Here is a 25,904-nt window from a genome sequence, read left to right as displayed (position 1 = left end):
AGGGCGGGGGCGCGGTCAGGGGTTGAGGAACGCGAGGACGGCGAGGACTCGGCGATGGTCGTCGGATTGAGGCGGGAGGTCGAGTTTGGTGAGGATGCTGGTGATGTGGCTCTCGATGGTCTTCGGGGTCAGGGTCAGCTGGCGGCAGATGGCTTGGTTGGAGCGGCCTTGGGCCATCAGGGCGAGGACCTGGCGTTCGCGTTCGGACAGTACGGCGAGCCGGTTGCGCGTGGTCTGGCGGCCGAGGAGGTGGCTGACGACATCGGGGTCGAGCACGGTACCGCCGGTGGAGACCCGGGTGATGGTGTCGACGAGGGTGGCGACGTCGACCACCCGATCCTTGAGCAAGTATCCGAATCCGCGCGGTGACCGCCGAGCCAGATCGGCGGCGTACTGGCTCTCCAGCGACTGGGAGAGCAGCAGGATGCCGAGGCGGGGGTCGCGTTCGCGCAGGCGAGTGGCGGCGCGGGCGCCTTCGTGTGTGTACGTCGGGGGCATCCGGATATCGATCACGGCGACGTCGGGGGAGTGTTCGGCGACGGCCTGTTCGAGAGTTTCGGCATCGCCGGTCAGCGCGCAGACCTCGATACCGGCCTCGGCGAGGAGACGCGCCAGGCCCTCCCGCAGCAGGACGGAGTCGTCGGCGATCACGACTCGCATGGCAGCACCCCGGTCACTCGGGTCCCGCCGCCGGGACGCTCGGAGACGGTGAGCGAGCCGCCGGCGGCCTCGGCCCGATCCGCGATGCCGCGCAGACCGGTGCCGTTCGCGTCCGCGCCACCGCGCCCGTCGTCCTCGATCTGTACGACGACGCGGTCGCCGGAGACTGCAACCGATACCGCGAGCCGGCTGGCGTCGGCGTGTTTGACCGCGTTGGTCAGCGCCTCGCAGATGATGAACCAGGCGGTCGCCTCCACGGCGGGCCCGAACCGTCGATCGGTGATGTTAGTTGCTGCTGGCAACGGTAGGCGGCCGGTGAGTTCGTCGACGGCCGGGCCGAGGCCGGCGTCGCCGACCGGGTTGAGGCCGTTCGCGAGAGCACGCAGTTCGGCGACGGCGCCTTGGAGTTCGGCTATCGCGCAGTCGACGGCGGCCGGGAGGGCGGTGCCGTTCAGCTGGGCTGCGCGGAGGTTGAGCGCCAGGGCGAGCAGGCGTTGCTGGGCGCCGTCGTGCAGGTCGCGCTCGATCCGGCGGCGCTCGGTGAGCTGGGCGTTCGCGATCCGGGTCCGGGACTCGCGAACCTCGACCAGTTGCAGACTGATCGCTGCCCGCAGACCGGCGTTCTCCAGTTCGGGCAGCGCCTCGACCCCGGCAGCGCGAGCGATGTCGGGGTCGGTGTTCGCGCTGACGGTGATCCGGGCGACGTCACGGTCGAGCCGCCGGAGCACGATCCCGGGCACATCCGTAGAGGCACCGAGCCCGGTCGCGGTGACCCATTGGGCTCGGTCGGGGATCCAGTAGGCGAGGCTGAGGTCCGGGTCGTGCAGGGCTTGCCGGAGAACGGCTTCGACGGAGCGGGCACCAGGCTCGCGGACGTACGCCCGGACGATGGCGAGCGCGTCGAAGCGACGGCGGTTGAACCGGCGGTCGACCGCTTCCTGGAAGGCGCGATACAGCGGCCCGGCCAGCACAACGGCTGCCAGCGTCCCGGCGATGGCGGGGATCGACGAGGCACTGCGGCTCCCCGCGATCCGCCCGGCGGTGAACGCAACGGCAGCAAAGGTGAAACCGAGCACCCCAGAGACCAGCAGATAGGTGACCGCGCGGCTGAGGATCCGCTCGACGTCGTACAGGTGGTACTGCGCGATCGCCAGTCCGGCCGCGATCGGGATCAGCACGATGAACCCGCTGGTCGCGATCGACAGGAGTACCGGGTGATCCGGCGAGGCGTAGAACGCGATCGCCACGAAGGCGGGTAGCGGTACGACGGCCACGGCCAGCCAGAGCAGTTGCCGCCGTACGACGCCATCGGCCTGGCGGAAGCGCACGAGCAGCGAGAACCCTGCGGCTACCAGTCCGACGCCGGTCAGTACGCCGGCCACGGTGCGCAGCGGCTGCAGATCCACCAGCGCGGTGACGAACCAAACAGCACCGACGCCGACCGTCGCAGGGAGCACCCATCGCCACAGTGGTTGGCCAGTCGGCGTCAGGTGCAGGATCGCCGCCAGCAGGACGAACCACGTGATGAACGTGACCTCGGTCAGCGGATGCGCGTACGCCTCAAGCAGTCCGGTCAGGGCGAGGCTGCCACCCAGCGCGAGGAACAGCCAGCCGACCGGATGCGCGGGGCGGTGGAACGCCAGTACGGCGCCAACCGCCGTGGCACTGCCCAATGCGACCAGGAACGGCAGATCGTCCAACCCGAACAACCGCGACGCAGGCAGCCGCTGGTCGACCAGGACCGCAGCCGCGACCACCGCAGCCACGAGCGCGCAGCTGGTGGCCGCGAGCACGCGACTCCGGAGTACCCCCACACGCCGATGGTGACACCGAAACCAGCTCAGGTCTTCGGGGCAGACCCTGAGCCGAAGTCCGGGGACCGCTCCGAAGCGCCAGGCCGCCGTACGGCGAGAGAGTCGAGACACCTACTCAGGGGAGGAACCCATGAAGCTCTTCGTCACCTTGCTCAGTGCACCGCTCGTCGCTGTAGTCGCGCGGGCGTTGATGACACCGCAGTACCAGGACCAGTCCGACCAGCTGGACACCACGCGCTACCTGGCCGCGCTCGGGGAGGCCAGTGGGCGCAACGACCTCGGCGCGCTGCTCGCCACCGTCAGTGCGATCCTGTACGTCGCTACTGCGCTGGGGCTGGCTCGAATTGCGCGGAACCGCCTCGGAACGGTCGGTGCGGCTCTCAGCGTCGTCGGCGCGTTCGGCATGTTCGCGGTGGCTGTGTTCGCGTTGGTGGCAGGCCGGCTGGCCCAGGAGCCGGATCGGGCAGCGGCCGCGGCCCTGCTCGAGCGGCTGAACACTGCGCCCGTGTTCCTGTCCTTCGTGCTCGCGTTGCTGATCGGCGCTGTTGGAGCCGTGCTGCTGGCGATCGGGCTGTTCCGTAGCCGCAGGGTCCCGCGGGCGGCCGCACTCGTCACGGGGATCGGTGGCGCCGGCCTGATGCTGACCGCGCCCGGACCGCTGGTGTCCTTCGTTGTCGGCGGTGCGATTCTCGCGCTGATCGGGCTGCTGTGGGTCGCGCTGGGGGCCGGAGAACGGGAGTCTGTTGCCGTCGGCATCTTGTGAAGAGCTTCACAACGCGGGGTGACATCGTCGTCACCCCGCGTTTCTGAGATGAGACCTGCCGCGTCAGTGGTCTTTTCGCTACCTTGGGGTATTGGTCCCCCCTCGATCTGCAGGAGGCTCCGTGAAGATCAACGACGTACTGCGCGGCAAGGGTCACGAGGTTGTCACCATCTCGCCGCAGGCCACCGTCACCGAACTCCTTGCCCTGCTGGCCGAACACAACATCGGTGCGGTGGTGGTGAGTGCTGACGGGGCATCGGTGGCCGGCATCGTCTCCGAGCGCGACGTGGTCCGGCTCTGGAACGGTACGCCGGAGGCCGGCGAGGTCCGGGTGAGCGCGATCATGACCGCCGAGGTCCACACCTGTACGCCGGACGACCTGATCGACAACCTGATGCGGCTGATGACGGACCGCCGGATCCGGCACGTCCCGGTCGTCGTGGACGGTGCCCTGACCGGCCTGGTCAGCATCGGTGACGTGGTGAAGTCGCGGATCGGCGAGCTGGAGTTCGAGAAGGAGCAACTGTCCAACTACATCTCCAGTTAGTACCGGTCCGGCCATAATTCCGGACAGGTCCGGTCCGTGGGGCTTACAGTCCGACCATGAGTCAGACTCCACCCCCGGCCGGGCCTCCCGGTCCGCCCCAGGGCGGCCAGCCGCCCTACCCCGGCCAGCCCGGACCACCGCAGTACGGGGGCCAGCCGCCGTACGGGCAACCGCCGTACGGGCAGCAGCCGCCGGGACCGTACGGCATGCCGCCGATGTCGCCGATCCAGGGCAACCCGTATCAGCAGGGGCCGCCGCAGGGCACCAACGGGCTGGCGATCGCCTCGTTGATCCTCGGCATCCTCAGCATGGTGCTGTTCAGCGTCATCCTGGGTGTCATCGCGCTGCGCCAGATCAAGCAGCGCAACCAGAACGGCCGGGGGCTGGCGATCGCCGGTATCGCGATCTCGGGTCTCTGGGTGCTGCTGATCGGGGTCGGGATCGTGGTCGCGCTGGCGACTGCCGACGAGCCGGACCGGGACGCTTCGGGGCAGGTGACCACGCCGACGAACGTGAAGCCGACCGATCTGAAGGTGGGTGACTGCGTCGAGAGCCTCCAGGAGGACAAGAGCGTCACCGGTCTGAAGCTGGTGCCGTGCAGCGGTCCGAACGGCGGCGAGGTCTACGCGGTCTTCGAGTTGCCGGCCGGGACGTGGCCGGGCCTGACCGCGGTTCAGACTGCGGCCGAGACGGGCTGCAGCGATCGGTGGGATGCGTTGAAGCGGACCCAGGAGAAGGACTCGGACATCTTCTACCTGCACCCCATCGAGAGCGGCTGGCGCCTCGGCGACCGCGGGACCACGTGTCTGGTCGTCCCGGCCAAGTAACTCAGACCGGCCAAGTAGGTCAGATGGCCACCAAGGTGGTCAGCATGAGGGCGAAGAAGAGCAGGCCGGCGGCCATCAGCGCCGTACCGACGATGCCGAGGATGCGGCCGGCCTGCGCCATGCCGCGGTTGTTGTAGACGCCGGGCGCCGCGTCGATCTCGGCCAGCGACTGCGAACCGAGCCACCAGGCGACCGGTGACAGGAAGAGCAGGCCGGTGCAGATGGCGATCGCTCCCAGGACGAGCGCGACGGTCGCCTGGGAGTTGTCCTGAAGGATGCCGTACGCCGGCTGGTGCGGCGAACCGGGCTGGACCGGGTAGAACGTGTGCGTCCGGTCGGTGGCGTCGGTGTACGACATCCGCTGCTCCTCAGGTCAGTTCGATCAGGTCCCCCAGTCCGAGCTCGGTGAGCTGCGGCCTGACGTCCTTGGCTTCCCCTACGACGACAACCAGCAGCCCGTTGGTTCCCACGAACTCCCGGTACGCCGCTGTGGCCTGCTCGGCGGTCGTCGCGGCGATCCGCTGCATGTAGGTGTCGGCGAAGTCGATCGGTACGCCGTTGGCGATGTTGCTGGCCACCTGCTGGATGATCGAGTCCGCCTGCTCGTAGCGCAGCGGTGCGGTCAGGGTGAGGCTGTCCTTGGCCTCCTGGACCTCCTGCTCGGTCAGCCCGTCACGGGCCTCCCGGAGGATCCGCAGTGCGTCACCGATCGCCGCACCGGTCACCTCGGTGCGGACTGCGCCACCCAGCGTGAACGTGCCGCCCTTGCGGGGCGCTGCGAAGCTGCTGCGCGTGCCGTACGTGTAGCCCTTCTCCTCGCGCAGCACGGTGTCCACGCGGGAGGTGATGGTGCCGCCGACCACGTGGTTCGCCACGGCGGCCGGGCCCCAGGCTGCGCTGCGACGGTCCGGACCGGCACAGCCGATCACCAGCTGGCTCTGAACCGAGCCCGGCCGGTCCACCAGCACCACGCGGTCACCCGACAGGTACAGCGGCTCAGGAGTCTCCAGTGCAGGCCCGACCTCGGCCCGCCAGTCGCCGAACGCGTCGTCGACGATCGCGGCCACGTCCACACCAGTGGCGTCACCCGCGAACAGGATCTGAGCGCGCGCCGGACCGATGTTGTTCCGGTAGAACTCGGCCACCTGCACGTTGGTCAGCGGCCGGATGGTGTCCGGCGTCCCTGCGGTCGGGCGGGAGCGTCGGGTCGACGCGTCGAACAGGTAGGCGGCGAAGGCCTCGCGGGCCCGGTAGCCGGCGTTCGCCTTCTCCTGGTTGATCTCGCCGAGCCGGATCGTCACGTGCCGCCCGACATCGGCGACGTTGAACGCGGGCCGCGTGATCGCCTCGGCCAGCAGCTTCACGGCCGGGGCCAGATGCGACACCGGCACCGAGATCTCCACGTGCAACGCGTCCGAGCTGACATCCACGCCGTACGCCGCGCCGTGCCGCTCGAGAGCCGCTGCGAAGTCGTTGGCCGAGTGCAGCTCAGTGCCCTCGTCGAGGGTGCGGGACATGATCGTCGCGACCCCCTCGAGCTCCCGGGGCTCCACGAACAGCGGCATCGCGACGGTGACCCGGACCGTGGCGACGTACTGGCCCGGGCGGTCGAAGATGTGCACCGGCGTACCGGCGCTGGTGGTCGTGGTGGTCGACTCCGGGAATTTCCACGGGCCCGGCGGGCTGACCGGCGGCGGAGTGGTCATCTGGCTCATGCTTCTTCCTCCGTACGGCGGTACGTCACCTGAGCGCGACCCGATGCCCGGATCCATTCCCGGGCCGCGGCCTGGACCTGCTCGGCTGTGACGGCGCGGATGTGGTCGATCCGGGTGTTGATCCGGTTCGGGTCGCCGAACAGGAGCGCGTGGTGCGAGATCTCGTCAGCGCGGCCCGCACAGGTCGACAGCTGCTCCAGCCAGTCCCGCTCGGCCTGCGCCTGGACGGTGGCCAGCTCGTCGGCGGTGATGCCGCTCTCGGCCAGCTTCTCGATCTCCTCGAGCAGCGCCTCCTCCACCTTCTGCAGGTCGACGCCGTCCGAGGCGATCCCGGTCAGGGTGCCGAAGGAGACGCCACCGATCAGCGGGAGCGCGCCACCGGAGACGGACTGGGCGATCTGCTCGTCGCGGACCAGACGGCGGTTCAGCCGGCCGCTCTGACCGGCAGCCAGTACGTCGAGCGCCAGCCCGGCCGCATCGAGCTCCGGAGTCCCGTCCGGCGGCAGGCGGAACATCATGGTGACCAGATCGGACGGTACGTCGTCCGTCACGTCGTCGCGCAGCACCTCGGTGAGCGGCCCGATCGTGCCGTCCGGAGCGGGCGGCGGTGTCGGGATCGCCGGGAGGTGGCCGAAGTACCGCTTGGCCGCGTCGAAGGCGTCCTCGACCGACACGTCACCGACGATGGTCAGGACGGCGTTGTTCGGGCCGTAGTGGGTGCGGAAGAACGCGTGCACGTCCTCCAGCGAGGCCGCGTCCAGGTCGGCCATCGAGCCGATCGTCATGTGCGAGTACGGGTGGTTCTCGGGGAAGAGGAGCCGGACCAGCCGCTCGTACGAGTCGCCGTACGGGCGGTTGTCGTAGCTCTGCCGCTTCTCCTCCTTCACCACGTCGCGCTGGTTGTCCAGGTTCTCCTGGTTGAGCGCGTCGAGCAGATAGCCCATCCGGTCGGCCTCCAGCCACAGGGCCAGGTCCAGACCGCCGCTCGGCAGCGACTCGAAGTAGTTGGTGCGGTCGAAGAACGTGCTCGCGTTCAGACTGGCACCCACGGTCTCCAGCAGGCTGAAGTGCTGGCCGGACTGCACGTTGCGCGATCCCTGGAACATCAGGTGCTCGAAAAGGTGCGCAAAACCGGTCAGGCCGGGTGGCTCGTGACGCGAACCCACGTCGTACCAGAGGTTGACAGCGACGATCGGCACGGCGCGGTCCGAACTCACCACGACCCGCAGGCCGTTGTCGAGCGTCTGCTCCGCAAGGGGGTAATTCAAGGGCATGCGGCCACCCTACGTGGTCGCGAAACTCGTTGGCGGAGTGTTGTCGATCCTGGGCGGTGCCGTGCATCGGGAGTGGTGGAAGCTGTTCGAAGACAGAGAGGTGAGCACGATGGGCAAGTACCTGGTGATGATCTACGACGACGAGGCGAAGTGGGCTGCGGCCGACCCGTCCGTGATGGAGCGCAACCACCTGAACCACCAGGCGTTCGTCGCGGCGAACGCCGGTGCGGTGGTGGGCGGTGCCCAGCTGGGCGAGAGCCCGACCGCGACGTCGATCCGGTCGGACGGCAACGGTGGGTACGTCGTCACCGACGGGACGTTCGCGGAGACCAAGGAGGTGATGGGCGGCTACTACCTGATCGAGGCGGCGGACCTGGACGAGGCGCTGGCCATCGCCAAGCAGGTGCCGTCCCCGATGGGTGGCGTAGAGGTCCGGCCGCTCGTCAACGGTGGCTGACACCGTCGCAGAGGCTGTGGCGGCGGCACACTCCACCGAGTGGGCCGCCGTCCTGGCCGCCACGGCACGGGTCGCGGCTGACCTGGACCTGGCCGAGGACTGCGTACAGGACGCCTACGCCAAGGCCCTCACGCACTGGCGCGAGCAGGGCGTGCCCCGGCGGCCCGGTGCGTGGCTGACGACAGTAGCGACCCGGCGGGCGCTGGAGCTGCGGCGGCGAGACGGCGTCGTACGGCGGAAGCTTCCGCTCCTCATCCCGGACACCCCGGCGTCGGTGGGGGTGTTTCCGGACGACCGGCTGCGGTTGGTGTTCACCTGTTGTCACCCGGCGCTGGCACCGGAGGCACGGATCGCACTGACGCTCAGACTGGTCTGCGGACTGACGTCGGGCGAGATCGCGAAGGCGTTCCTGGTCAAGGAGACCGCGATGCAGGCGCGGATCACCCGCGCCAAGCACAAGATCTCGCAGTCCGGAATCTCATACCGGATCCCGCGGCCGGAAGAGCTGCCGGAGCGGATCCAGGCGGTGCTGGACGTCGTGCACCTGGTCTACACAGCTGGTCACACCGCTGCCGACGGTCCGGAGCTGACCAGACCGGAGCTGAGCCGCAGGGGGATTGACCTGGCCCGCATGATGCGGCTGCTGCTGCCGGACAGCGCTGAGGCCGCCGGACTGCTCGCACTGCTCCTGCTGACCGAGGCCCGTCGAGACGCGCGGGTGTCCGGCGGCCAGATGGTGTTGATGGAGGACCAGGACCGCAGCCTGTGGGACCGGGCGCTCATTGCCGAGGGCCTCGCGCTGGTACCGGAGGCAGTGCGAGCTGCCGGCCGCTTCGGCGTACTGGCTGCGATCGCCGCAGTCCATGCCGAGGCCGAGCGGTGGGAGGACACCGATTGGCCAGAGATCCTCGGCCTGTACGACGTCCTGCTCGCGCGCTGGCCGTCACCCGTGGTCGCGCTGAACCGGGTGGTCGCCCTGAGCTACGTGGCCGGTCCGGACGCGGCTCTGGCTGAGCTGGCCGAGCTGGCTGACGGTCCGGCGCTGGCGACGTACCCGTACCTCGCATCGACCCGGGCCGAGCTGCTGTGGAGGACCGGACGAGTGGAGGAGGCACGGGCGGCGTACGACGAGGCGCTGGCGTTCACCGGGAACCCGGTGGAGGTGGCGTTCCTTCAGGCGAGGCGCTTGAGAACCTCGTCGTGAAGGCGGCCGTTGGTCGCGACCGCGTTCGCGCCGTTGGGGCCTGAGGTGCCGTCGACGGAGGTGAACTTGCCGCCGGCCTCGTCGACGATGATCGACAGGGCAGCCATGTCCCAGAGGTTGAGCTCGGGCTCGGCGGCGATGTCGACCGCGCCCTCGGCAACCAGCATGTAGGACCAGAAATCGCCGTACGCGCGGGTCCGCCAGCAGTCCTCCATCAGACTGCTCCACTGCTTGGACTTGTCGAGCTTGGCCCAGCCCTTGAGCGAGGAGTACGACAATGACGCATCCTCGATCCGGCTCACGTCGCTGACCCGGCACGGCTGCGAGGAGTGCAGGGAGCGGCCGGTCCAGGCGCCGTCGCCGTACGAGGCCCACCAGCGTCGGCCGATCGCCGGAGCGGAGACCACGCCGACGACGACCTGGTCTTCGATCATCAGGCTGATCAGGGACGCCCATACGGGGACTCCGCGGATGTAGTTCGCGGTGCCGTCGATCGGGTCGACGACCCAGCGCCGGGCGCCCCAGCCCGAGGTGCCCTCTTCCTCACCGACGAACGCATCCCGCGGGCGGGCCCGGGAGAGCGTTTTGCGCATCACGTCCTCGACCTTGGTGTCAGCCTCGCTCACGTGCGACATGTCCGGCTTGGTCGCGACGTGCAGGTCCAGCGCCTTGTAGCGGTCCATAGTGGTGGAGTCCGCATCATCGGCCAGGATGTGGGCGAGCCGCAGGTCATCCGTGTGCGAAGGCATGGCGGAAGGCTAGCTTGCTGCCAGGGTGAACCGAATAGGGGTTCTGATCGTGCTGTGGGTATCAGAAGTCCCATGAACGCCTGGGAGGCGTCAAATGTTCGAGCGCTTCGGGGATCTACCCATGCACGTGCTGGTGATCCATGCCGCTGTGCTGGTGCTGCCGGTGTCCGCCCTGACCGCGATCGTCTTCGCGCTGGTCCCGCGCTGGCGGTGGCTGTTGCGCTGGCCGGTGCTGCTGCTCGGTCTGGGCTCACTGGTGCTCGCGTTCGTCGCCAAGGAGAGTGGCGAGGCCTTCGTCGCAGCGGTGCCCACCCTGCAGAAGGCTGTCCAGGAGCATCAGGAGCGTGGCGAGCTGCTCTTCTGGTTCTGCCTGGTCTTCGCTGTCGTTGCCGTGGCCGCCTTCCTGCTGCTCGGCGGCCCGTCTGCTCTGGCCAGCGGGAAGGGCGCCAAGGAAGGCCGCGGCCGCCCGCTGGAGCTCGTGACCAGTGCCGCCGTGCTCGTGATCGGTGTACTGGTGATCTACCAGACCGTCCGCACCGGTGACTCCGGGGCGAAGGCGGTGTGGGACGGGCAGCTGCCTAAGTAGCCGGGTCGGCGTCCTTCTGCTCGCGTCCCTCGCGACTGGCGAAGAGGCGGCGGAAGGACGTCACCCGATCGGCGTCCGCACGGCCGGCCGCGACTGCCTCGTCAAGCGCGCAGTCCGGGGCCAGCTCGGTGTGGGTGCAGCCTCGCGGACAGTCCACGGTGATGTCAGCCAGGTCGGGGAAGGCATGGATGAGCTTGTCCGGCTCGACATGCGCCAGGCCGAACGAGCGGATGCCCGGGGTGTCGATGATCCAGCCGCCCTCGGGCAGCCGCAGTACGACGGTGTTCGTGGAGGTGTGGCGTCCGCGGCCGGTGACGTCGTTGACGACACCGATGGCCCGGTTCGCGCCTTCGATGAGCCCGTTGACCAGGGTGGACTTGCCGACACCGGAGTGACCGACCAGAACGCTGGTGCGGTCGTCCAGCTGCTCGCGGAGCGCGTCCAGGTTGCCGCCCTGCTGGGTAGCGACGGACTCGACGCCCAGCGGGCGGTAGATGTCCAGCAGCGGCGTCGGGTCGGCCAGGTCGGTTTTGGTGAGGCACAGCAGCGGCCGCATGCCAGCGTCGTACGCGGCGACCAGGAAGCGGTCGATGAGACCGGTGCGCGGTTCTGGGTTCGCTACGGCGACCACGATGACCAGTTGGTCCGCGTTCGCCACCAGCGGGCGCTCCACCGGGTCATCGTCATCGGCAGAGCGGCGCAGGAGCGTCGTACGGGGGACTACCTCGACGATGCGGGCCAGCGTGCCTTCGTCGCCGGTGGCGTTGCCGTCCAGCTTCACCTGGTCGCCGACGATCACCCCGGTGCGGCCGAGCTGCCGGGCCTTCATGGCCGTCACCTGACGGTCGCCGACCCAGCAGGTGTAGCGGCCGCGGTCCCGGGTGGTGACGAAGCCGATGACGGCGTCGTCGTACGACGGGCGGTCCTTGGTCCGTGGCCGGGTCCGGCGCTTGGGCCGGTCGTACTTGGCCTCCTCGTCGTACCGCGACATCAGCTGACGAGCCCCGACCAGAGCTCGGGGAACGCAGGCAGGGTCTTCGCCGTGGTCCCGATGTTCTCGATCAGCAGCCCGTCGACGAGCAGCCCGACCACAGCGGCCGCATGGGCCATCCGGTGATCGTGGTACGTCGCGAACAGCCCGCCCTGCAACGGCTTCGGGCGGATCTCCAGCCCGTCCGCCGTCTGCGTCACATCACCGCCCAGTGCGTTGAACTCGTTCTCCAGTGCGGCCAGCCGGTCGGTCTCGTGGTTGCGCAGGTGCGCGATACCTCGCAGGTACGACGGTCCGTCCGCGAAGGCAGCCACAGCCGCGATGACTGGGCTGAGCTCGCCGACCTGGCTCAGGTCGAGGTCTGCTCCAGTGACTCGGCCGGTGCCGCGCACAGTCAGCCCGTCTGGCGTCCAGCTGGCCTCAGCGCCGAAGCGGGTGAAGATTTCGGGCAGCTGACCACCGGGCTGCGTGGTGTGCTCCGGCCAGCCGGTCACCGTCACCTCGCCACCGGTCAGCACCGCCGCGGCCAGGAAGGGCGCAGCATTCGACAGGTCGGGCTCGATGGCGCTGTCCAGGGCCCGAATGGGGCCAGGGGCAACCACCCAGCGGTTCGGCTCGGAGTCGTCGACCTGGACGCCGCGCTCACGCAGCATCGCCACCGACATGTCCAGGTGCGGCTGGGACGGCACCGGCTTGCCGTCATGGCGGATGTCCACGCCCTCGTCGTACCGGGCGCCGGCCAGCAGCAGTGCGGAGACGAACTGGCTCGACCCGGAGGCGTCCAGCGTGACCGTACCGCCGCGCACCGATCCGGTGCCTGACACGGAGTACGGCATCCGGCCGGTGCCACCGTCCTCGATCTGTACGCCGAGTGCCCGCAGCGCATCCAGGATCACACCCATCGGGCGCTCTCGGGCGTACTCGTCGCCGTCGAACTCGACCACGCCGTCGGCCAGCGCGGCCACCGGCGGCACGAACCGCATCACCGTGCCAGCCAGACCGCAGTCCACACTCGCCGGGCCCTTGAGCGAGCCCGGGGTGACGGTGACGGTCGAGCCGGTGTCCGCGATAGCGACGCCGAGCGACGTCAGCGCCGTACGCATCAGTGTGGTGTCACGAGCGGCGAGCAGACCCGTCAGGTGCGACGGGCCGTCCGCGATGGCCGCCAGGATGAGTGCACGGTTGCTGATCGACTTCGACCCCGGCACCGTGATCCGGCCGCTGACCGGCCCCTCGGCCCGCGGTGCCGCCCAGCCCTGCTCCTGACTCATCCCACTCCCTACGCTCGTTTTTACCTGCCCCGAGCCTAGGGCATGGCGGCTACTGGACCTTCCAGCCTTCGGGGAGGGAGATCGTCAGGGTGCCGGGGCCTTTGGGGAGCGTCGGCTTGGGCAGGGCCGGCGGGTAGCTGTAGTTGACCACCTGGATCGTCTCCCGCTTCGTCGCGGGCTCGCCGTTCTGTGCGGGGGTGTCGATACCGCTCTGGAAGGCCGCGACCGGCAGCAGGGTCTGGGTGTCGAGGTAATACACCATGTGGATGCCCTCGGTCAGGTTGAACGGGTTCGACCAGCGCCAGTCGGCCGGGTTGATGCCGATCTCGCGCAGTCCCCACATCAGGATCGCCGAGCCCCAGTAGTTGTCGTCGGACAGCACGCTCGGCTTGAAGTCGACCACCTGACGGACGTAGGTCTTCCCACCGGCGTTGAGCAGCGTCGGCTGAGCGGCGTTCACGAAGCCCTTGTAGGTGCGGTAGTACGCGACGACCTTGTCAGCCTGCTCCGCGTTCAGCCCGGTGGAGACGATGGAGTCACCGCCGCCCTGGAACGGCAGCCGCTTGCAGTCCGTGCCGGCGGCCCGGTTCGGCTCCCACTTCTTGCTGTAGTTCGACCAGCGCCATTCGTTGGGGCCCATGCACAGGTTGTTGCTCGGATCGTCGTCGTTCGCGCTGTCCATCGCACTCTTGGCGTAGTAGTACGTGCCGGACTTGCGGTCGACCGCCATGTCGGTGATGACGAAGAACGACGAGCGGCCGGCGAACTCCTGCGCGTTCCCGAAGACCGCCGTCTTCAGCCGGCCGATCGGAGTGGTCATCTGACGCTTCATGACGCTCTCGTGGAACGCCTGCGGGTTCACCTCGCTCAGAGCCTGCTCGGTGACCGGCTGGCCGGGCTCGATGATCTTGGCGTCCTTGGGCGGCGCACCGGCCGCCGTACCGCCGGGCTCGTCGGACGACGTCTGCTTCCAGAGCACCACGCCGCCGACGCTGATCACGAGGACGAGCGCCACCACACCGGCGATGACCAGCGGCAGCTTCCGGCTCTTCTTCGGCGGTTGCTGCGGCTGGTAGAAGCCCTGCTGCGGGTACGGCGGTTGCCCAGCGCCGTACTGCGGTTGCGGTTGCGGCTGGTGCTGCTGCGGTGCGTAGGGCTGCTGCTGACCCGGGTACTGCTGCGGCTGACCGCCGTACGGCTGCTGCTGTGGTGGCTGCTGAGTGACAGGCTGCCAAGCGCGGCCGTCCCACCACCACTGCCCGTCGTCACTGTAAGTAGGCACGGCCCAAGGTTAGGGCCGTGCCAGGTCAGAGTGTGGGAACCGGACGCGTTACGGAACCTTCCAGCCTTCCGGCAGGTTCAGCGTCATCGTGTTCGGGCTGTTGCCGAGCTTGGGCTGCGGGAGCGCGGCCGGATAGGCGTAGTTGATCAGCTGGACCGTCTGCTCCTGGTAGGCCTTCGGAGAGGGGATCGCGGACTGGAAGGCGGCGACCGGCAGCAGCGTGGCGGTGTCGAGGTAGTAGACCATGTGGATACCGGAGGCCAGGTTGAACGGGTTGCCCCAGGTCCAGGTGCTCGGGTCGTTCCCCGTCTCCCGGAACGCCCACATCGAGATCGCCGTGCCGTAGGAGTTGCCGTCGGCCCGGGTGACCGGCTTGAAGTCGACCACCTGGCGGACGTAGGACCTGCCGCCGACGGACAGCAGGGTCGGCTGCGCCGCGTTCACGAAGCCCGTGGCATTGCGGAGATACGCGATGGCCTTGTCGGCCTGCTCGGTGCTCAGGCCGCTGGAGACGATCGCGTCACCGGTGCCGATGAACGGCTTCCGGGTGCAGGTCGGGCGTTCGTACCGCCAGGGCGCCCACTTCTTCTCGTGGTCCAGCCAGTAGAACTCCTTGCCGTTGACACAGCGGATCTCGGTCGGCGGGCTGCTCATGATGCTCTGCTGGTACGAGAACTTGTCGAGCTTGTGGTCGATCGCCACATCGGTGATCGACATCGACTTGCGACTGGCGAAGTCGGCCGGGGTCTGGAACTGCGAGGTCTTCAGTTGGCCGATCGGTGCGGTCATCTGGCGTTTGACGACGCTCTCGTGGAACGCCTGCGGGTGTACCTCGCTCAGAGCCTGCGCCGTGACTGGCTGGCCGGGCTCGATGATCTTGGCGTCTGCCGGCGGCGCACCGGCTGCGGCGTCGCGGTCGCCGTCGCCGTCACCGGAGGTGTTGTTCCAGACCAGGACACCGCCGACCGCGATGATCAGCACGAGGACGACGGCACCGGCGACGATCAGCAGCGCCGGTGCCGTCTTCTTCGGCTGCTGGGGCGGTCCGCCGTACTGCGGCGGTCCGGGATGCTGCGGGGGCGCGAAGTGGGGCTGTTGCTGGGGTGCGGTGGGTGGCTGCTGGCTGACGGGCTGCCAAGAGCGCCCGTCCCACCACCACTGCCCGTCGTCACTGTACGTAGGCACGAATTACAGAGTAGGGGTGGTGCAGGTCAGCCGAGGTGCAATTCGGCCTTCGCGAGTCGGGCCGCGGCCTTCGCGTCGTGGGCCAGCTGCCGGGCCTCGCGCTTGGCTGCCTTGGCACCGCGCTTGGTCTCCCGCTTGGCCGCCTTCGCGCCGTGGGTCGCCCGCCAGGCCACACCCGGCTTGCCCTCGGTGTCGACGGCTGCGAGCAGCAGGCCGCCCAGCAGACCCAGGTTCTTCATGAACTGGTACCGCTGGAGTGCCTTGTCCTCCTTGTCGTCCTCCTGCCAGAACGCATGCGCGGCCAGGGTCGTCGGCACCAGCGAGGCGGCCAGCACGGTCGCACCGAGCCGACGGCCCTTCCCGCTGGCCAGTGCGAGCGCACCGAGCACCTGGGCGGCGCCGTTCAGCCGGATCAGGTTGGCTGTCGATTCAGGGATGCGGTCACCGATCTGTGCCGGTACCGCCTTCTTCACCAGCGGAACTAACCGGTCGGTGACGGGCTGCGCCTTCGGCACCAGCGGCTCGGGGTTGCGCACAGCGCTCACACCCTGGGCGACGAAAATGACGGACAGCAACGGCCTGGCCAGTGCACGCACGACAGTCATGCCTCCTTCATACACCACGTGTTGAGGCGTTCCCGGTACCCAGGCCCAACCGTCAGATCGGGCAGCCGTCCGGACCACAGGTGGCGTCGGCCGCGTTCGACGAGCTGATCAGCGTCACCGGCTTGCGGTCGGCGTTCGCCCGGCTCAGTGCCTCGCGGAACACCTCCGCCGGCTGCGCGCCACTCACGCCGTACTTCTCGTCGATGACGAAGAACGGTACGCCGTTCGCGCCGTACGCGAGGGCCTGTGCCTGGTCGGCGGCCACCTCGTCGGCGTACTCCGTTCCGGCGAGCACCTCGGCCACGCGGTCAGCGGGGAGACCCACCTCTGTGGCCAGTGCGGTCAGCGTGGTGTGGTCGCCGACCGGGAGACCGTCGGTGAAGTATGCCTTCAGCAACCGTTCCTTCAGCCGCCCCTGCGTCTCTGTACCGGATTCCAGAGCCAGGTGTAGCAGCCGGTGCGCGTCGACAGTATTCACCGACTTCGCCTGGTCCAGGTGGTACTCCAGACCGAGCTCCGCGGCCACCTCGGTCACGTGCTGGTTCGCCTGCACGCCCCAGGCCCGGTCGCGGCCGTACTTCTCACCCAGCCGCGTCGGCAGGTCCCGCGGGTCGTCGTTGGTCGACGACGGATCCAGCTGGAAGCTGTGCCAGACGATCTCAGCGGTGTCGCCACTCTCGGCCAGCGCCTCTTCGAGGCGCCTCTTCCCGATGTAGCACCACGGACAGACGACATCGGACCAGACATCAATACGCATGTTCAGCACAACCGGTCCGCGTCCGAACCCATTCCGCATGTGACGCGTCTGACGCCACATGGAGATCACCGAAGACCTCGTCCGGGACCTGCTCCGCGATCAGTACCCCGACTTGGCCGACCTGGAGCTGCGGGAAGTCATCGGCGGCTGGGGCAACCAAATGTGGCGGCTGGGCGACCAGTTGGCGGTCCGGATGCCCCGCCAGCCCGGTGCGGCGCTGCTGCAGGAAGTCGAGTACCGGTGGCTCCCGACCTTGGCTGACCGGCTCCCACTGCCAGTGCCGAGACCGGTACGGCGGGGTGCTCCGTCGGAGCGGTTCCCGAACCACTGGTTGATCACCCAGTGGGTGCCCGGCGAACCGGCGGACCGCGAGTTCATCACGGCGGATGAGTCGGGCACCACGCTGGCGGCGTTCCTGCGCGCACTGCACCAGCCCGCACCGGACGGCGTACCGGCGAGCTACCGCACCGGACCGCTGCAGCTGAGCCACATCGACCACTTCTCCGAGAGCATTGCTCCGGGCGACGACGTACGCGAGATCTGGGCAGATGCCGTCGCTGCACCGGCTTGGGACGGCGCACCGGTGGTGGTGCACACGGACCTGCACCCGGCGAACATCGTGGTCGCAGACGGACGGCTGGCCGGCGTGATCGACTTCGAGGACCTGGGGAGCGGCGACCCTGCCATCGATATCTCCGCAGCCTGGGTGCTGCTGCCGGATGGCGCCGCGAAACGGTTCTTCGAGGCCTATCCGGTGGATGACGCGACCTTCCGGCGGGCCCGGGGCCACGCCGCGATCAAGGCGATGTTCGTGCTGGCCATGGCGGTCAACGGAGAGCGGGGCCTGCGCGGCGGTAAGCCGACGTGGCGGGCCGCGGGGGAGCTGGCCTTGGAACGCGTCGTCGGCCGGTCCACCCGGTGAGGGGTGGCCCGGCCGACAGGTGACTCAGCGCGCGGCCTGCTCGATGGTGCGGGTGACCAGGCTGGGCTCCGAGAGCATCACCAGGTGTGAGGCACCAGGTGCGTCGACGATCTTGGCGTGCGCCCGCTCCGCCATGAACCGCTCGCCCGCCGGTGCGATGGCGCGGTCCTTGCCCGCAATGACGGCGTACTTGGGCAGTCCGGCCGGGGCACTCGCCGGGACCTCCTCGGTGAAGACCGAGGCAGCGACCGGGCGCTGCGACGAGGCGAGTACGGCGGCCTGCCGGCTGGGCAGGTCAGCGGCGAACACCCATCGGAATGCGTCCGGCTTCATGACCAGGTCCACTCCACCCGGGTAGCTGATCGTGTTGGTGGTGTCCGGACCGATCTCGCTCCCGGGGTACTGCGCGTTCAGTGCGCCGATCGTCTCACCGGCCTGCGGGATGAACGCCGCCACGTAGACCAGCGACTTCACATCGGCCGCTCCGGCGAGCTGAGTGATCAGAGCGCCGCCGTACGAGTGTCCGACCAGGACCTTCGGTCCGGAGATGCCGGCCAGGACACCGTTGAGGTACGACGTGTCGCTGACGATGCCGCGCAGTGGTACGGCCGGGCTGACGACGGTGTAGCCGTCGCGCTGCAGTTTCTTGGTCACTTCGGACCAGCTACCGCCGTCGGCGAACGCGCCGTGCACGAGGACGATGGTGGGCTTGGGCTTCGGCTGATGGGTCGCAGCGGCCGTGGTGGCTCCGGTGACGGTCAGCAGGACAGCTGCGACGGCTGCGGTGAGGCGACGGATGCGCATTACTTCGCACCACCCTCGACTGCGGTCGCGATGAAGGCGGCAACGGCCTTGGGCTGGGAGACGGCGACTGCGTGCGAGCCGTCGACCTCGATCGTGGTGGCCTTGGCGCGGGCCGCCATGGTCCGCTGGCCCTCCGGGTGGATGGCCTCGTCGCCGGTGGCGATCAGCTGGTAGACGGGCAGCCGGGTCCAGCTGGCCGGACCGGACTTCTCCTCGAAGGCCGCAGCGGCGATCGGGCGCTGGGTGCGGCCCAGCAGCTCGGCGTCCGTGACGTCAGCGGCGAACAGGGCGCGGAACTTGGCCTGGTCGATGCTGAGGAAGGTCTCCTCGCCACCGTCACCGGTCGGCAGCTGGTGCGGCACCAGTCCGCTCGCGAAGTCGTTGGCGGGGAAGCTGCCGAGCAGGTCCTGCAGGCTCTCGCCCTCGTCCGGGGTGAACGCGGCGACGTACACGAGGGCGGTCACGTTGTCGGCGGCGTTGGCCACGTTGGTGATCACCGCGCCGCCGTACGAGTGCCCGACCAGGACGACGGGGCCGTCGATCTCCCGGACCTGAGCGGCGATCCGGCTGGCGTCGTACGCGATGCCGTGCAGTTCGTTGGAGAGCGCCACTGCCGGGATGCCGCGGCTGGTCAGCTCGGCGATCACACCGGTCCAGGACGAGTTCTCGGCGAACGCTCCGTGGACCAGGACGACGGTGGGGTTCTTGGCGGTCATCTGTCTCGCACTCCTTCAGTAGGTTCAGTTGCTGATGACCTGAAGATTGCCGCGAACAGCCGCTCCGCCGGATCGACCGATCATCTGAACTTCTCCGGAGTGCATGAGGGGGCTGTGGGCGCCGGTGCACCCAAAACTCATGCGTTCGGGGGAGGAGCGAACCGCTCGAGCACCAGACGGGTGAGTTGGACCCGGGAATTGACCTCGAGCTTGCTGAAAACCGACCGCAGGTGCGTACCGACCGTGCTGGCCGAGATGACCAGCTCCTCGGCGGCTGACCGGTTGGTGTGCCCCTCCGCGACCAGGAGCGCGACCCGTCGCTCCATCGGGGTCAGCGCCTCCCACCCGGCCTCAGCCCTCGGCTGTACGGCGGCCCAGCGGCGACGCCGTACGCCGGCAGCCTGGAGCACTGCCTGGATCCGTGCGGCCGGTCCGGTGGCTCCCAGCTTGGTGAGCGACTCCAGCGCTCGCTCCAGCGTGGCCACTCCAGTCGCGCGGTCGCCTGTCTCCAGCTCCGCCCGGCCGTAGCGGTCCTCGGCCAGGGCTCTGAGCAGAGGCCGGTCGGTGGTTCGGAGCTGCTCGGTGGCCGCAGCGAGCCGCTTCAGGTCGTTGCCTGCGGCGACGAGCTCATGCGCGCCCAGTGCAGCAACTGACGGGCTCGCCGCCGCCCGAGCAGCCAGCAGGTCTTCCGCGTCCGCCCGCACGAGTAGGTCGATCCGCTCCGGAAACCCCTCCGGTACGTCGCGCAGCCGGGCGACCGCCTTGTCGTCGCCATCGGCGATTGCCAGCAGGGTATTGACCGTCGAGTCGGCTCCGGCGAACTCTCGGGCCTGAGTGGGCTGGTTACGCAGCAGTGCGATCAGCGCGAGCACCTGGTGCATGCCCGGGGCCAGTCTGGTGTCGTGGAACTCGTTCATCCACCGCAGTCCGGTTCTCGCCTCCTCCTCGGCCGCTTCGAGGTTGCCCGCCGCAAATTCGAGCCGGGCGTGCAGAACACTCAGGTGCGCGGCCGACTGCCAGTCGCCTGCGGTCATGAGCTCGCGACTGCGGTTCAGTGCGTCGAGGAGCTCGTCGGTCTCGGCACGGCAGTACAGCTCACCTACCTCGAGCCGGCTGTTCGGGAGGCTGCCCAGTTCGCGTGGCGTCGCGCGAGCCTCGACGTAGTAGTCGCGGGCAGTGGCGTAGCGGCCTTCGGCTCGCGCAGTCTCAGCTGCAGCCGCCAGGACGATCGCACGGGCGACCGGATCGATCATGCGGGGGAGCAGGTCGGTGGGTGGCACCTCGTCTGGGCTCAGCAACGCTCGGTAGGCGGTGAGACGCTCAGTCAGGTGTGGGGCGGCGCCTGGGGCGAAGAGGTCCTGCCGCTCCAGTCGGCCGGCCACCCACTGGCGTGGCGCCAGGTGCAGCCGAATGGTCGCGCGCAGGTCCGGGGTGATCGGTCCGTGGTAGAGCGCCGTACCGCTGAGGAGGTCGTCGGCGAAAGCCTTGGCTCGGTCGTACTGGTAGGCGGTGAGCAGGACGGCGACCACGTCGACGCCGACCTCGGCCCGCAGCGGGTCGTCAGCGCCGGTCAGGTCGAAGGCATGCTGAATGACCTCGGCCGCTGTCGTCGACATGGTGGCGAGCAACTCCTGCGCGGCCTGCCGCAGAGTGCTGACCGCTGCGGTGTCACCAGGCTGTGCGACCGCCAACACGTGCGGTGCGGCCACAGCCGCGCCTCTACCGGCTGCGATCAGCTGGGTCGCGATTGCACCGTGCAGAGCACGCTGTGCTGACGGCGGTACGTCGGCCAGCGTCGCCGAGCGCAGTAGCTCGTGCTGGAACCGCAGTGCTGACCCGGCGTCGACGAGCAGACCCGCCTGGATGGCCTCGTCCAATGCCGTCGCCAGCTTGGCCACCGGCTCGGCCATCAGCGCTGCGACATCCTCAAGCCGGAACTCGCTGCCGAACACCGCGGCAGTCCGGACCAGCGTCCGCGCGCTCTCCGACAAGCCCGTACTGCGGCGTCGAACGCCCTCGACCAGTCCGGGTGGGAGTGGGCCAGTTGGTGCTGGACCGGTGAGCAGTGGGCCGACTGGTGTGGCTGAAGCCGGAGTGCCTGGCAGTGCGTTGTCGAGATAGAGCCCGGCGATCAGCTGCTCCGCCAGGAACGGGCTGCCCTGGACACCGGCCAGCTGGAGAGCAAGTACTGACTCGACTGGCCCATTCAGCCGGTCCTTCGCGATGTCCTGGATCGCCTCGGCACTGAGCGGTCCCAGCTCGATGGCGTGCACAGCGACCTGCGTCTGAACCGCACTGACCAGCTGGGCGGCGACACCGCCAGGAGCCGGCCGGCTGGCCACCAGCCACAGCACCTGGTGGCTGGAGAGCCGGGCGATCATGACGCGCAGGGCGAAGGCCGTCAGCGGGTCGGACCACTGCGCGTCGTCCAGAACGATCAGCGCCTTCTTGCCGTCCAGCCGGCGACCGACAAAGTCAGCCAGTCGCTCAGCCAGCCAGAGCGGCTGCGTGTTGAGCGCCGCCAGCTCCATGAAGTGCTCGGTGTCGATCAGCGGCTCACGCCCGGCCCGCAGCGCCGGTGCGAGTGAGGAGAGCGGGCTGATGTCATCCGTCTGTTGCGCAGTCGCCTGCGCGATCAGGAAGCCGTGCCGCTCCGCCTGCTCGACAGCGGCGGCCAGCAACGCCGACTTCCCCAGTCCGGGCTCACCGCTCACAACGGCCAGCGACGGCGTACCGGCCTCAGCGGCCCGCAGTGCATCGAGCAGTCGCCCGAGCTCCTCCGAACGCCCCCGCAACGGCTGCATGCTGCTTTCTACCATTCAGGCGCAGCGGCGGACGGCAAGGAGGGCGTAGGTGCGGGCTGTGTGGAGCACTTCGGCCAGAGGGACGTGTTCGTCGGCGGCATGGGCGTAGCGGACGTCGCCGGGGCCGTACTGGAGGGTGGGGATGCCTGCTGCGGAGTACTGACGCAGGTCGGAGCCGTAGGGCGCACCGTTGACGGCTGGAGTCGACACTCCGGCGTCGGTGGCAGCCTGGAGGGTGTCGCCGAGCAGGGGGTCGTTGTCCGGGAGCAGGCCGGAGGCGAACTCACCGCCGGGCCACGTGACGATCACCGGGTGGTCGCGCAGCCAGTCGTCCTTGGCGCAGGCTTCCGTGATCGCTGCTTCGAACGCCGTGCGCGCCGTCACGACGGACTCGCCCAGGCGGACGCCGTACCGGCCTTCCGCGATGAGCAGGTCGGGCACCGTGCTCGCCCAATCGCCGGCCTGGATGGTGCCGACCGAGAGTGGGTTCGCCAGGTCGAGGTGGGCCAGCAGCGGGTGCGGGTCGCGGTTGCGCTCAGCCTCCAGCGCCAGCAGGGCGTTCTGCAGCACGGTGAACTTCTCGATCGCGCTCACGCCGCGGCTGCGGGTCGAGCCGTGGGTTGCGAGGCCCGGTACTTCCAGCCGGAAGGTGAGCGAGCCTGCGTTGGCCGGGATGACCGCACCGGCAGTCGGCTCAGCGATCAGACACGCCTCGCCAGTGTGACCCCGCTGCAGCGTCGCAAACGCGCCCGCGCCGCCGTCCTCCTCGCCGAACACGGTGTGCACGGCCAGCGGCTTCCGCAGCTCCACACCGGCCGCAGCGATCGCCGCCACCGCACCCAGGATCGCTGCGACCCCACCCTTCATGTCACAGGTGCCACGGCCCCACATCACCCCGTCCTCGACCCGCGCGGAGAACGGGTCGCGGTCAGGCCACTGCGCAAGGTCACCAGGCGGTACGACGTCCACGTGCCCGTTGAAGATGAGCCCCGGCGTACCGTCCCCGCCCAGCACGCCCACACAACCCCAGGCGCGCTCCCGCTCGACCTCCCACCCCGGAAACGCCGGATCAGCAGTCAGAGCCGGCAGGTCGATCTCCCAGTGGTCGACACTCAGTCCCAGCGCACGCAGCCGCTCCGCACACCAGGACTGAATCTCGCCCTCGGCCGCAGTCCCGTCAACACTCGGAATCTGCACCAACTCCCCGAGCTCCGCGACCACCCGCTCGTCGTCAACAGCCGCCAGGACCCTCCGCTCAACCTCACTCAGCATGCGCCCATCATGCCGTCTGTCATTACGGGGTCAGGCGATGGAGGTCGCGGGGGAAGAGGGTTACCTGGCGGATGTTCTCGGCTCCGGTTAGGCGGGCTACGAAGCGCTCGAGGCCGATGGCGAAACCGCCGTGGGGCGGCATGCCGTGTTTGAACGCTTGCAGGTACGAGCTGTACGCCGGTGCGTCCGCCGACTCGCCACGGGCGGCCAGTGCGGCTGCGTAGTCGCTGTAGCGATGTAGGCGTTGGCCACCGGTGACCAGCTCGACGCCCCGGAACAGCAGGTCGAACGAGTTGGACCACCGTGGGTCAGACGGCTGCGTGTGGGTGTAGAACGGCCGCTTCACCATCGGGTAGCCCTCGACAGCAACGAACGCGCTGCCGTGCTCTCGCAGTGCCCACTCGCCGATCGCACGCTCGTCGGCTGGTGCCAGGTCCGGTTCGTCCGGGTTCGCACCGGCCAGTTTGAGCGCCTCGGTGAAGTGCAGAACCGGGACCTCCGATGGGATCTCCGGTAGCTCGACCCCGAGCCGTTCCAGCGCGGCCGGCGCCCGCTCGCCCACCGACGACAGCATGGTGGCCAGAACAGAGCGCAGTACGGCGAGAACGTCGCGGTGGTCCTGGATGAACCCGAACTCCGCGTCCAGCGACACGTACTCAGCCAGATGCCGCACAGTGTCGTGTGGCTCGGCCCGGAAGACCGGTCCGACCTCGTAGACGCGTTCGAACACACCGACCATCGTCTGCTTGTAGAACTGCGGTGACTGCGCCAGATACGCCGGTCCGCCGAAGTAGTCCAGCGCGAACACGTTGGCTCCGGACTCCGTCGCCGTACCGACGATCTTCGGCGTCTGGATCTCCGTGAAGCCCTGACTGTCCAGAGCGCTCCGGAAACCGTGCAGCGCCGCTGCCGCGATCTCCCAGCCCGCTCGCACCGCAGGGTGCCGTAGCGCCACCGGTGCGTTGTCCAGTACGACGGGCAGCCCGGCTCCGACGGTGGGTCGCCAGAGCTCGATCGGCGGGGTCACGGCCGGCTCGGTGAGCGGATCGATCACCGGGTCGACCAGCTCCGCACCACCAGGCGCCTGTGGGTTGGCGGCGACCGTACCGGTCACCTGAACCACAGTCTCCTCGCCGAGTTCGTCCAGCTGGGCTTGGGTTTCCGGTGCCTTCACGACGATCTGGCTGAGGCCGGACCGGTCGCGCAGGATCAGGAAACTGACGGCCGCCAGCCGTCGTCTTCGGTGCACCCAGCCGGCCACCGTCACGGTCTGGCCTACTGCTGAGGGGATCTCTTGGTTGAGAATTCGCATCACTGTTTCACCTCCAGGTCTGTACTCGAACCCCGGAGGTGTGGGCGAAGGGGAATCTCGCGGTGCCACCACACCTTCACCAGAGCCGGTACTGCGCCCTGGCCTCTTGCCGTGCATCCGCTCAGGAGTGTCTTCACGACCGCTCCACGTGCCGCCTTCACAGCTACCGGCGGCTCTCTCGGACGTGGCGTACGGCGCTACTCGGTTCCGTCAGCGCGAACAAGTTCAGGATAGGTCAACCAAGCAATGGGATTTCAGCGGCTACCTGATGGCGGGGGGATCTGCACGGAGTCGGTGTCCTCGCGACCACCGACCCGGGCGTGCACGGTGACGGTGTTCGCCGTGCCCTTACCCGGCCAGGCACTCCACTCGGAGTTGAACGCTCTGCGGTAGTTGTCCGTCCAGCAGGTCGCCCGCCGTACGTCGGTCGACCGGGAGCACGTCCAGCCTTCGTCCAGCGCGCTCAGGAACGACAGGTTCCGCCCCCAGGAGATGTCCAGGGTGACCCGGCGGTCGGTGACGCCGTTGACCTTCAGGAACCGGTTGTAGACGAACGGGTTCGGGTCGTCGTGCGATGACGGGGTGAGGATCTGCAGCAGCGAGTCGTCGTTCCGCACCCCGGGGAGAGTCTCGGAGTCGACGTCGCTGACCAGTCCGGCCGTGGCACTCACCGTGTACGTCCGGGCGCTCGCCGAACCGCCTTCGGGCACGTTGAAGACGGCACGCAGCGGCACGGGCTTGAGCGGGGTGAGCGACGTACAGGTCTTGGTACTGGACGAGCACTTCCAGCCCACTGGGTTCTTGGGGATCGGCCACTGCAGGCTCGAGCCATAGCTGATCTTGAGCGTCACGGAGGGACGGTCGGGGCCCGGAGCCACCGTCAGCACCCGGTGGTGGACATCTGCGTCGTTCGGACCCTTGGTGATCTTCAGCAGGTCTTCGTCGGTACGCGGCGGGGCTTCCAGCGTCCGCGAGTCGTCGTCGTAGAACCGGCCCGTCTTGGCGGACACGGTGAACGTGCGGTCCGGGACCGAGCCACCACTCGGCGTCGCGAACGACACGGTCATCGGCTCCGGCTTGGCGGAGTTGGTCGCCGTACAGGTCCCGGCGGCCTTGTCGCAGCTCCAGCCGCGCGGGTTGCCGCTGAGCGGCCACTGCAGCGCCTTGCCGTACTTGAGGCCGATCACGACCGGCTCCTGGTTGCCGGACGGAGTCTTGATGGTGATGACGAACCTCATGCCACCGGCCGCCTCGACCCGCTCGGCCCTGGTCGCCGGAGCGCTGCCGCCGTTCCCACCGCTGCGCTGGGCCGGCGGGATGCTGATCGTCAGCAGTCCCTCGAGCAGCACGGGCGTCGTCGGGGTGGGCGGGGTCGGTGTCGGAGTGG

At 68.9% G+C, this 25,904-nt stretch carries 25 protein-coding genes; 7 read left to right on the top strand and 18 right to left on the bottom strand.

Going from position 1 to position 25,904, the window contains the following annotated elements; all coding sequences use genetic code 11:
* Positions 1 to 15 precede the first annotated feature (15 nt).
* Together E1261_RS22570 and E1261_RS22565 are read right to left on the bottom strand one after the other, a co-directional pair.
* Positions 16 to 660, bottom strand: a complete 645-nt coding sequence (locus E1261_RS22570) for a response regulator transcription factor (RefSeq protein WP_132409583.1) — start codon at positions 658 to 660, stop codon at positions 16 to 18.
* Positions 648 to 2,474 (bottom strand): sensor histidine kinase, encoded by a 1,827-nt coding sequence (locus E1261_RS22565; RefSeq protein ID WP_165952608.1) that lies wholly within the window; start codon positions 2,472 to 2,474, stop codon positions 648 to 650. The genes E1261_RS22570 and E1261_RS22565 overlap by 13 nt, the downstream gene beginning before the upstream one ends.
* A 130-nt stretch (positions 2,475 to 2,604) precedes the next feature.
* On the opposite strand from E1261_RS22565, the gene E1261_RS22560 reads away from it, so the two are divergent.
* The 3 genes from E1261_RS22560 to E1261_RS22550 all read left to right on the top strand — a co-directional run bounded on the left by E1261_RS22560 (position 2,605) and on the right by E1261_RS22550 (position 4,611).
* Positions 2,605 to 3,237, top strand: a complete 633-nt coding sequence (locus E1261_RS22560) for a DUF4386 family protein (protein WP_132409579.1) — start codon at positions 2,605 to 2,607, stop codon at positions 3,235 to 3,237.
* 121 nt (positions 3,238 to 3,358) lie between these two features.
* Entirely contained in the window at positions 3,359 to 3,784 is a 426-nt protein-coding gene (locus E1261_RS22555; protein ID WP_132409568.1) for a CBS domain-containing protein, read from the top strand.
* 56 nt (positions 3,785 to 3,840) lie between these two features.
* On the top strand, positions 3,841 to 4,611 hold the full coding sequence (locus E1261_RS22550) for a DUF4190 domain-containing protein (protein WP_165952607.1): 771 nt from the start codon (positions 3,841 to 3,843) through the stop codon (positions 4,609 to 4,611).
* 19 nt (positions 4,612 to 4,630) lie between these two features.
* Here E1261_RS22550 and E1261_RS22545 read toward each other — a convergent pair whose 3' ends face one another.
* The 3 genes from E1261_RS22545 to E1261_RS22535 are packed head-to-tail and all read right to left on the bottom strand — an operon-like array spanning position 4,631 to position 7,600.
* On the bottom strand, positions 4,631 to 4,969 hold the full coding sequence (locus E1261_RS22545) for a DUF4190 domain-containing protein (protein ID WP_132409564.1): 339 nt from the start codon (positions 4,967 to 4,969) through the stop codon (positions 4,631 to 4,633).
* A 10-nt stretch (positions 4,970 to 4,979) separates the two neighbouring features.
* Entirely contained in the window at positions 4,980 to 6,326 is a 1,347-nt protein-coding gene (locus E1261_RS22540) for a M16 family metallopeptidase (RefSeq protein ID WP_132409562.1), read from the bottom strand.
* Positions 6,323 to 7,600, bottom strand: coding sequence for a M16 family metallopeptidase (locus E1261_RS22535; RefSeq protein ID WP_132409560.1), 1,278 nt, complete (start codon positions 7,598 to 7,600; stop codon positions 6,323 to 6,325). Before E1261_RS22535 ends, E1261_RS22540 begins: the two co-directional genes overlap by 4 nt.
* On the opposite strand from E1261_RS22535, the gene E1261_RS22530 reads away from it, so the two are divergent.
* Both E1261_RS22530 and E1261_RS22525 read left to right on the top strand, forming a co-directional pair.
* Positions 7,599 to 8,057 carry a YciI family protein gene (locus tag E1261_RS22530; RefSeq protein ID WP_238176369.1) on the top strand — a complete coding sequence of 153 codons (459 nt, stop codon included), beginning with the start codon at positions 7,599 to 7,601 and terminating at the stop codon, positions 8,055 to 8,057. The genes E1261_RS22535 and E1261_RS22530 overlap by 2 nt on opposite strands.
* Positions 8,050 to 9,261, top strand: coding sequence for an RNA polymerase sigma factor (locus E1261_RS22525; RefSeq protein WP_132409558.1), 1,212 nt, complete (start codon positions 8,050 to 8,052; stop codon positions 9,259 to 9,261). The genes E1261_RS22530 and E1261_RS22525 overlap by 8 nt, the downstream gene beginning before the upstream one ends.
* Here E1261_RS22525 and hisN read toward each other — a convergent pair.
* Positions 9,231 to 10,010, bottom strand: a complete 780-nt coding sequence (hisN, locus tag E1261_RS22520) for a histidinol-phosphatase (protein ID WP_132409556.1) — start codon at positions 10,008 to 10,010, stop codon at positions 9,231 to 9,233. The genes E1261_RS22525 and hisN overlap by 31 nt on opposite strands.
* A 94-nt stretch (positions 10,011 to 10,104) precedes the next feature.
* Here hisN and E1261_RS22515 point away from each other — a divergent pair, with 94 nt between their 5' ends.
* Positions 10,105 to 10,596 (top strand): DUF2231 domain-containing protein, encoded by a 492-nt coding sequence (locus E1261_RS22515; RefSeq protein ID WP_132409554.1) that lies wholly within the window; start codon positions 10,105 to 10,107, stop codon positions 10,594 to 10,596.
* Here the strand turns inward: E1261_RS22515 and rsgA are convergent.
* Genes rsgA through E1261_RS22485 form a run of 6 tightly spaced genes read right to left on the bottom strand, consistent with a single transcriptional unit; the run spans position 10,589 to position 16,687 of the window.
* Positions 10,589 to 11,587, bottom strand: coding sequence for a ribosome small subunit-dependent GTPase A (gene rsgA / locus E1261_RS22510; RefSeq protein WP_132409552.1), 999 nt, complete (start codon positions 11,585 to 11,587; stop codon positions 10,589 to 10,591). The two genes, E1261_RS22515 and rsgA, sit on opposite strands and share 8 nt — an antisense overlap.
* Positions 11,587 to 12,858, bottom strand: coding sequence for a 3-phosphoshikimate 1-carboxyvinyltransferase (gene aroA / locus E1261_RS22505; protein WP_132409550.1), 1,272 nt, complete (start codon positions 12,856 to 12,858; stop codon positions 11,587 to 11,589). The genes rsgA and aroA overlap by 1 nt, the downstream gene beginning before the upstream one ends.
* A gap of 49 nt (positions 12,859 to 12,907) precedes the next feature.
* Positions 12,908 to 14,140, bottom strand: a complete 1,233-nt coding sequence (locus E1261_RS22500) for a flagellar basal body-associated FliL family protein (protein ID WP_132409548.1) — start codon at positions 14,138 to 14,140, stop codon at positions 12,908 to 12,910.
* A 48-nt stretch (positions 14,141 to 14,188) separates the two neighbouring features.
* A complete protein-coding gene (locus E1261_RS22495; RefSeq protein ID WP_132409546.1) occupies positions 14,189 to 15,325 on the bottom strand; it encodes a hypothetical protein in 1,137 nt (378 codons plus the stop codon).
* A 26-nt stretch (positions 15,326 to 15,351) separates the two neighbouring features.
* A complete protein-coding gene (locus E1261_RS22490) occupies positions 15,352 to 15,930 on the bottom strand; it encodes a DoxX family protein (protein ID WP_132409544.1) in 579 nt (192 codons plus the stop codon).
* 52 nt (positions 15,931 to 15,982) lie between these two features.
* Entirely contained in the window at positions 15,983 to 16,687 is a 705-nt protein-coding gene (locus E1261_RS22485; protein WP_132409542.1) for a DsbA family oxidoreductase, read from the bottom strand.
* A gap of 58 nt (positions 16,688 to 16,745) precedes the next feature.
* Here E1261_RS22485 and E1261_RS22480 point away from each other — a divergent pair, with 58 nt between their 5' ends.
* Positions 16,746 to 17,609 carry an aminoglycoside phosphotransferase family protein gene (locus tag E1261_RS22480; protein ID WP_132409540.1) on the top strand — a complete coding sequence of 288 codons (864 nt, stop codon included), beginning with the start codon at positions 16,746 to 16,748 and terminating at the stop codon, positions 17,607 to 17,609.
* Between the two features lie 24 nt (positions 17,610 to 17,633).
* Here E1261_RS22480 and E1261_RS22475 read toward each other — a convergent pair whose 3' ends face one another.
* The 6 genes from E1261_RS22475 to E1261_RS45375 all read right to left on the bottom strand — a co-directional run.
* A complete protein-coding gene (locus E1261_RS22475) occupies positions 17,634 to 18,413 on the bottom strand; it encodes an alpha/beta hydrolase (RefSeq protein WP_132409538.1) in 780 nt (259 codons plus the stop codon).
* The gene (locus E1261_RS22470; protein ID WP_132409536.1) at positions 18,413 to 19,129 is read right to left on the bottom strand and encodes an alpha/beta hydrolase; all 717 of its coding nucleotides are present in this window, start codon (positions 19,127 to 19,129) and stop codon (positions 18,413 to 18,415) included. The genes E1261_RS22475 and E1261_RS22470 overlap by 1 nt, the downstream gene beginning before the upstream one ends.
* 137 nt (positions 19,130 to 19,266) lie before the next feature.
* Positions 19,267 to 21,933, bottom strand: coding sequence for an ATP-binding protein (locus E1261_RS22465; protein WP_165952606.1), 2,667 nt, complete (start codon positions 21,931 to 21,933; stop codon positions 19,267 to 19,269).
* Positions 21,934 to 21,948: 15 nt separating this feature from the next.
* Complete coding sequence (locus E1261_RS22460; protein WP_132409532.1) at positions 21,949 to 23,205, bottom strand: ArgE/DapE family deacylase; 1,257 nt, start codon at positions 23,203 to 23,205, stop codon at positions 21,949 to 21,951.
* Positions 23,206 to 23,227: 22 nt separating this feature from the next.
* On the bottom strand, positions 23,228 to 24,517 hold the full coding sequence (aspS, locus tag E1261_RS22455; protein WP_132409530.1) for an aspartate--tRNA(Asn) ligase: 1,290 nt from the start codon (positions 24,515 to 24,517) through the stop codon (positions 23,228 to 23,230).
* 254 nt (positions 24,518 to 24,771) lie between these two features.
* Positions 24,772 to 25,904 (bottom strand): hypothetical protein (locus E1261_RS45375; RefSeq protein ID WP_165952605.1); only part of this gene is annotated, 1,133 nt, incomplete at its 5' end.

It is taken from the genome of Kribbella albertanoniae, from assembly GCF_004348455.1.
In the GTDB taxonomy this organism is placed as follows: domain Bacteria; phylum Actinomycetota; class Actinomycetes; order Propionibacteriales; family Kribbellaceae; genus Kribbella; species Kribbella albertanoniae.
This window is presented reverse-complemented; position numbering and strand designations above follow the sequence as displayed.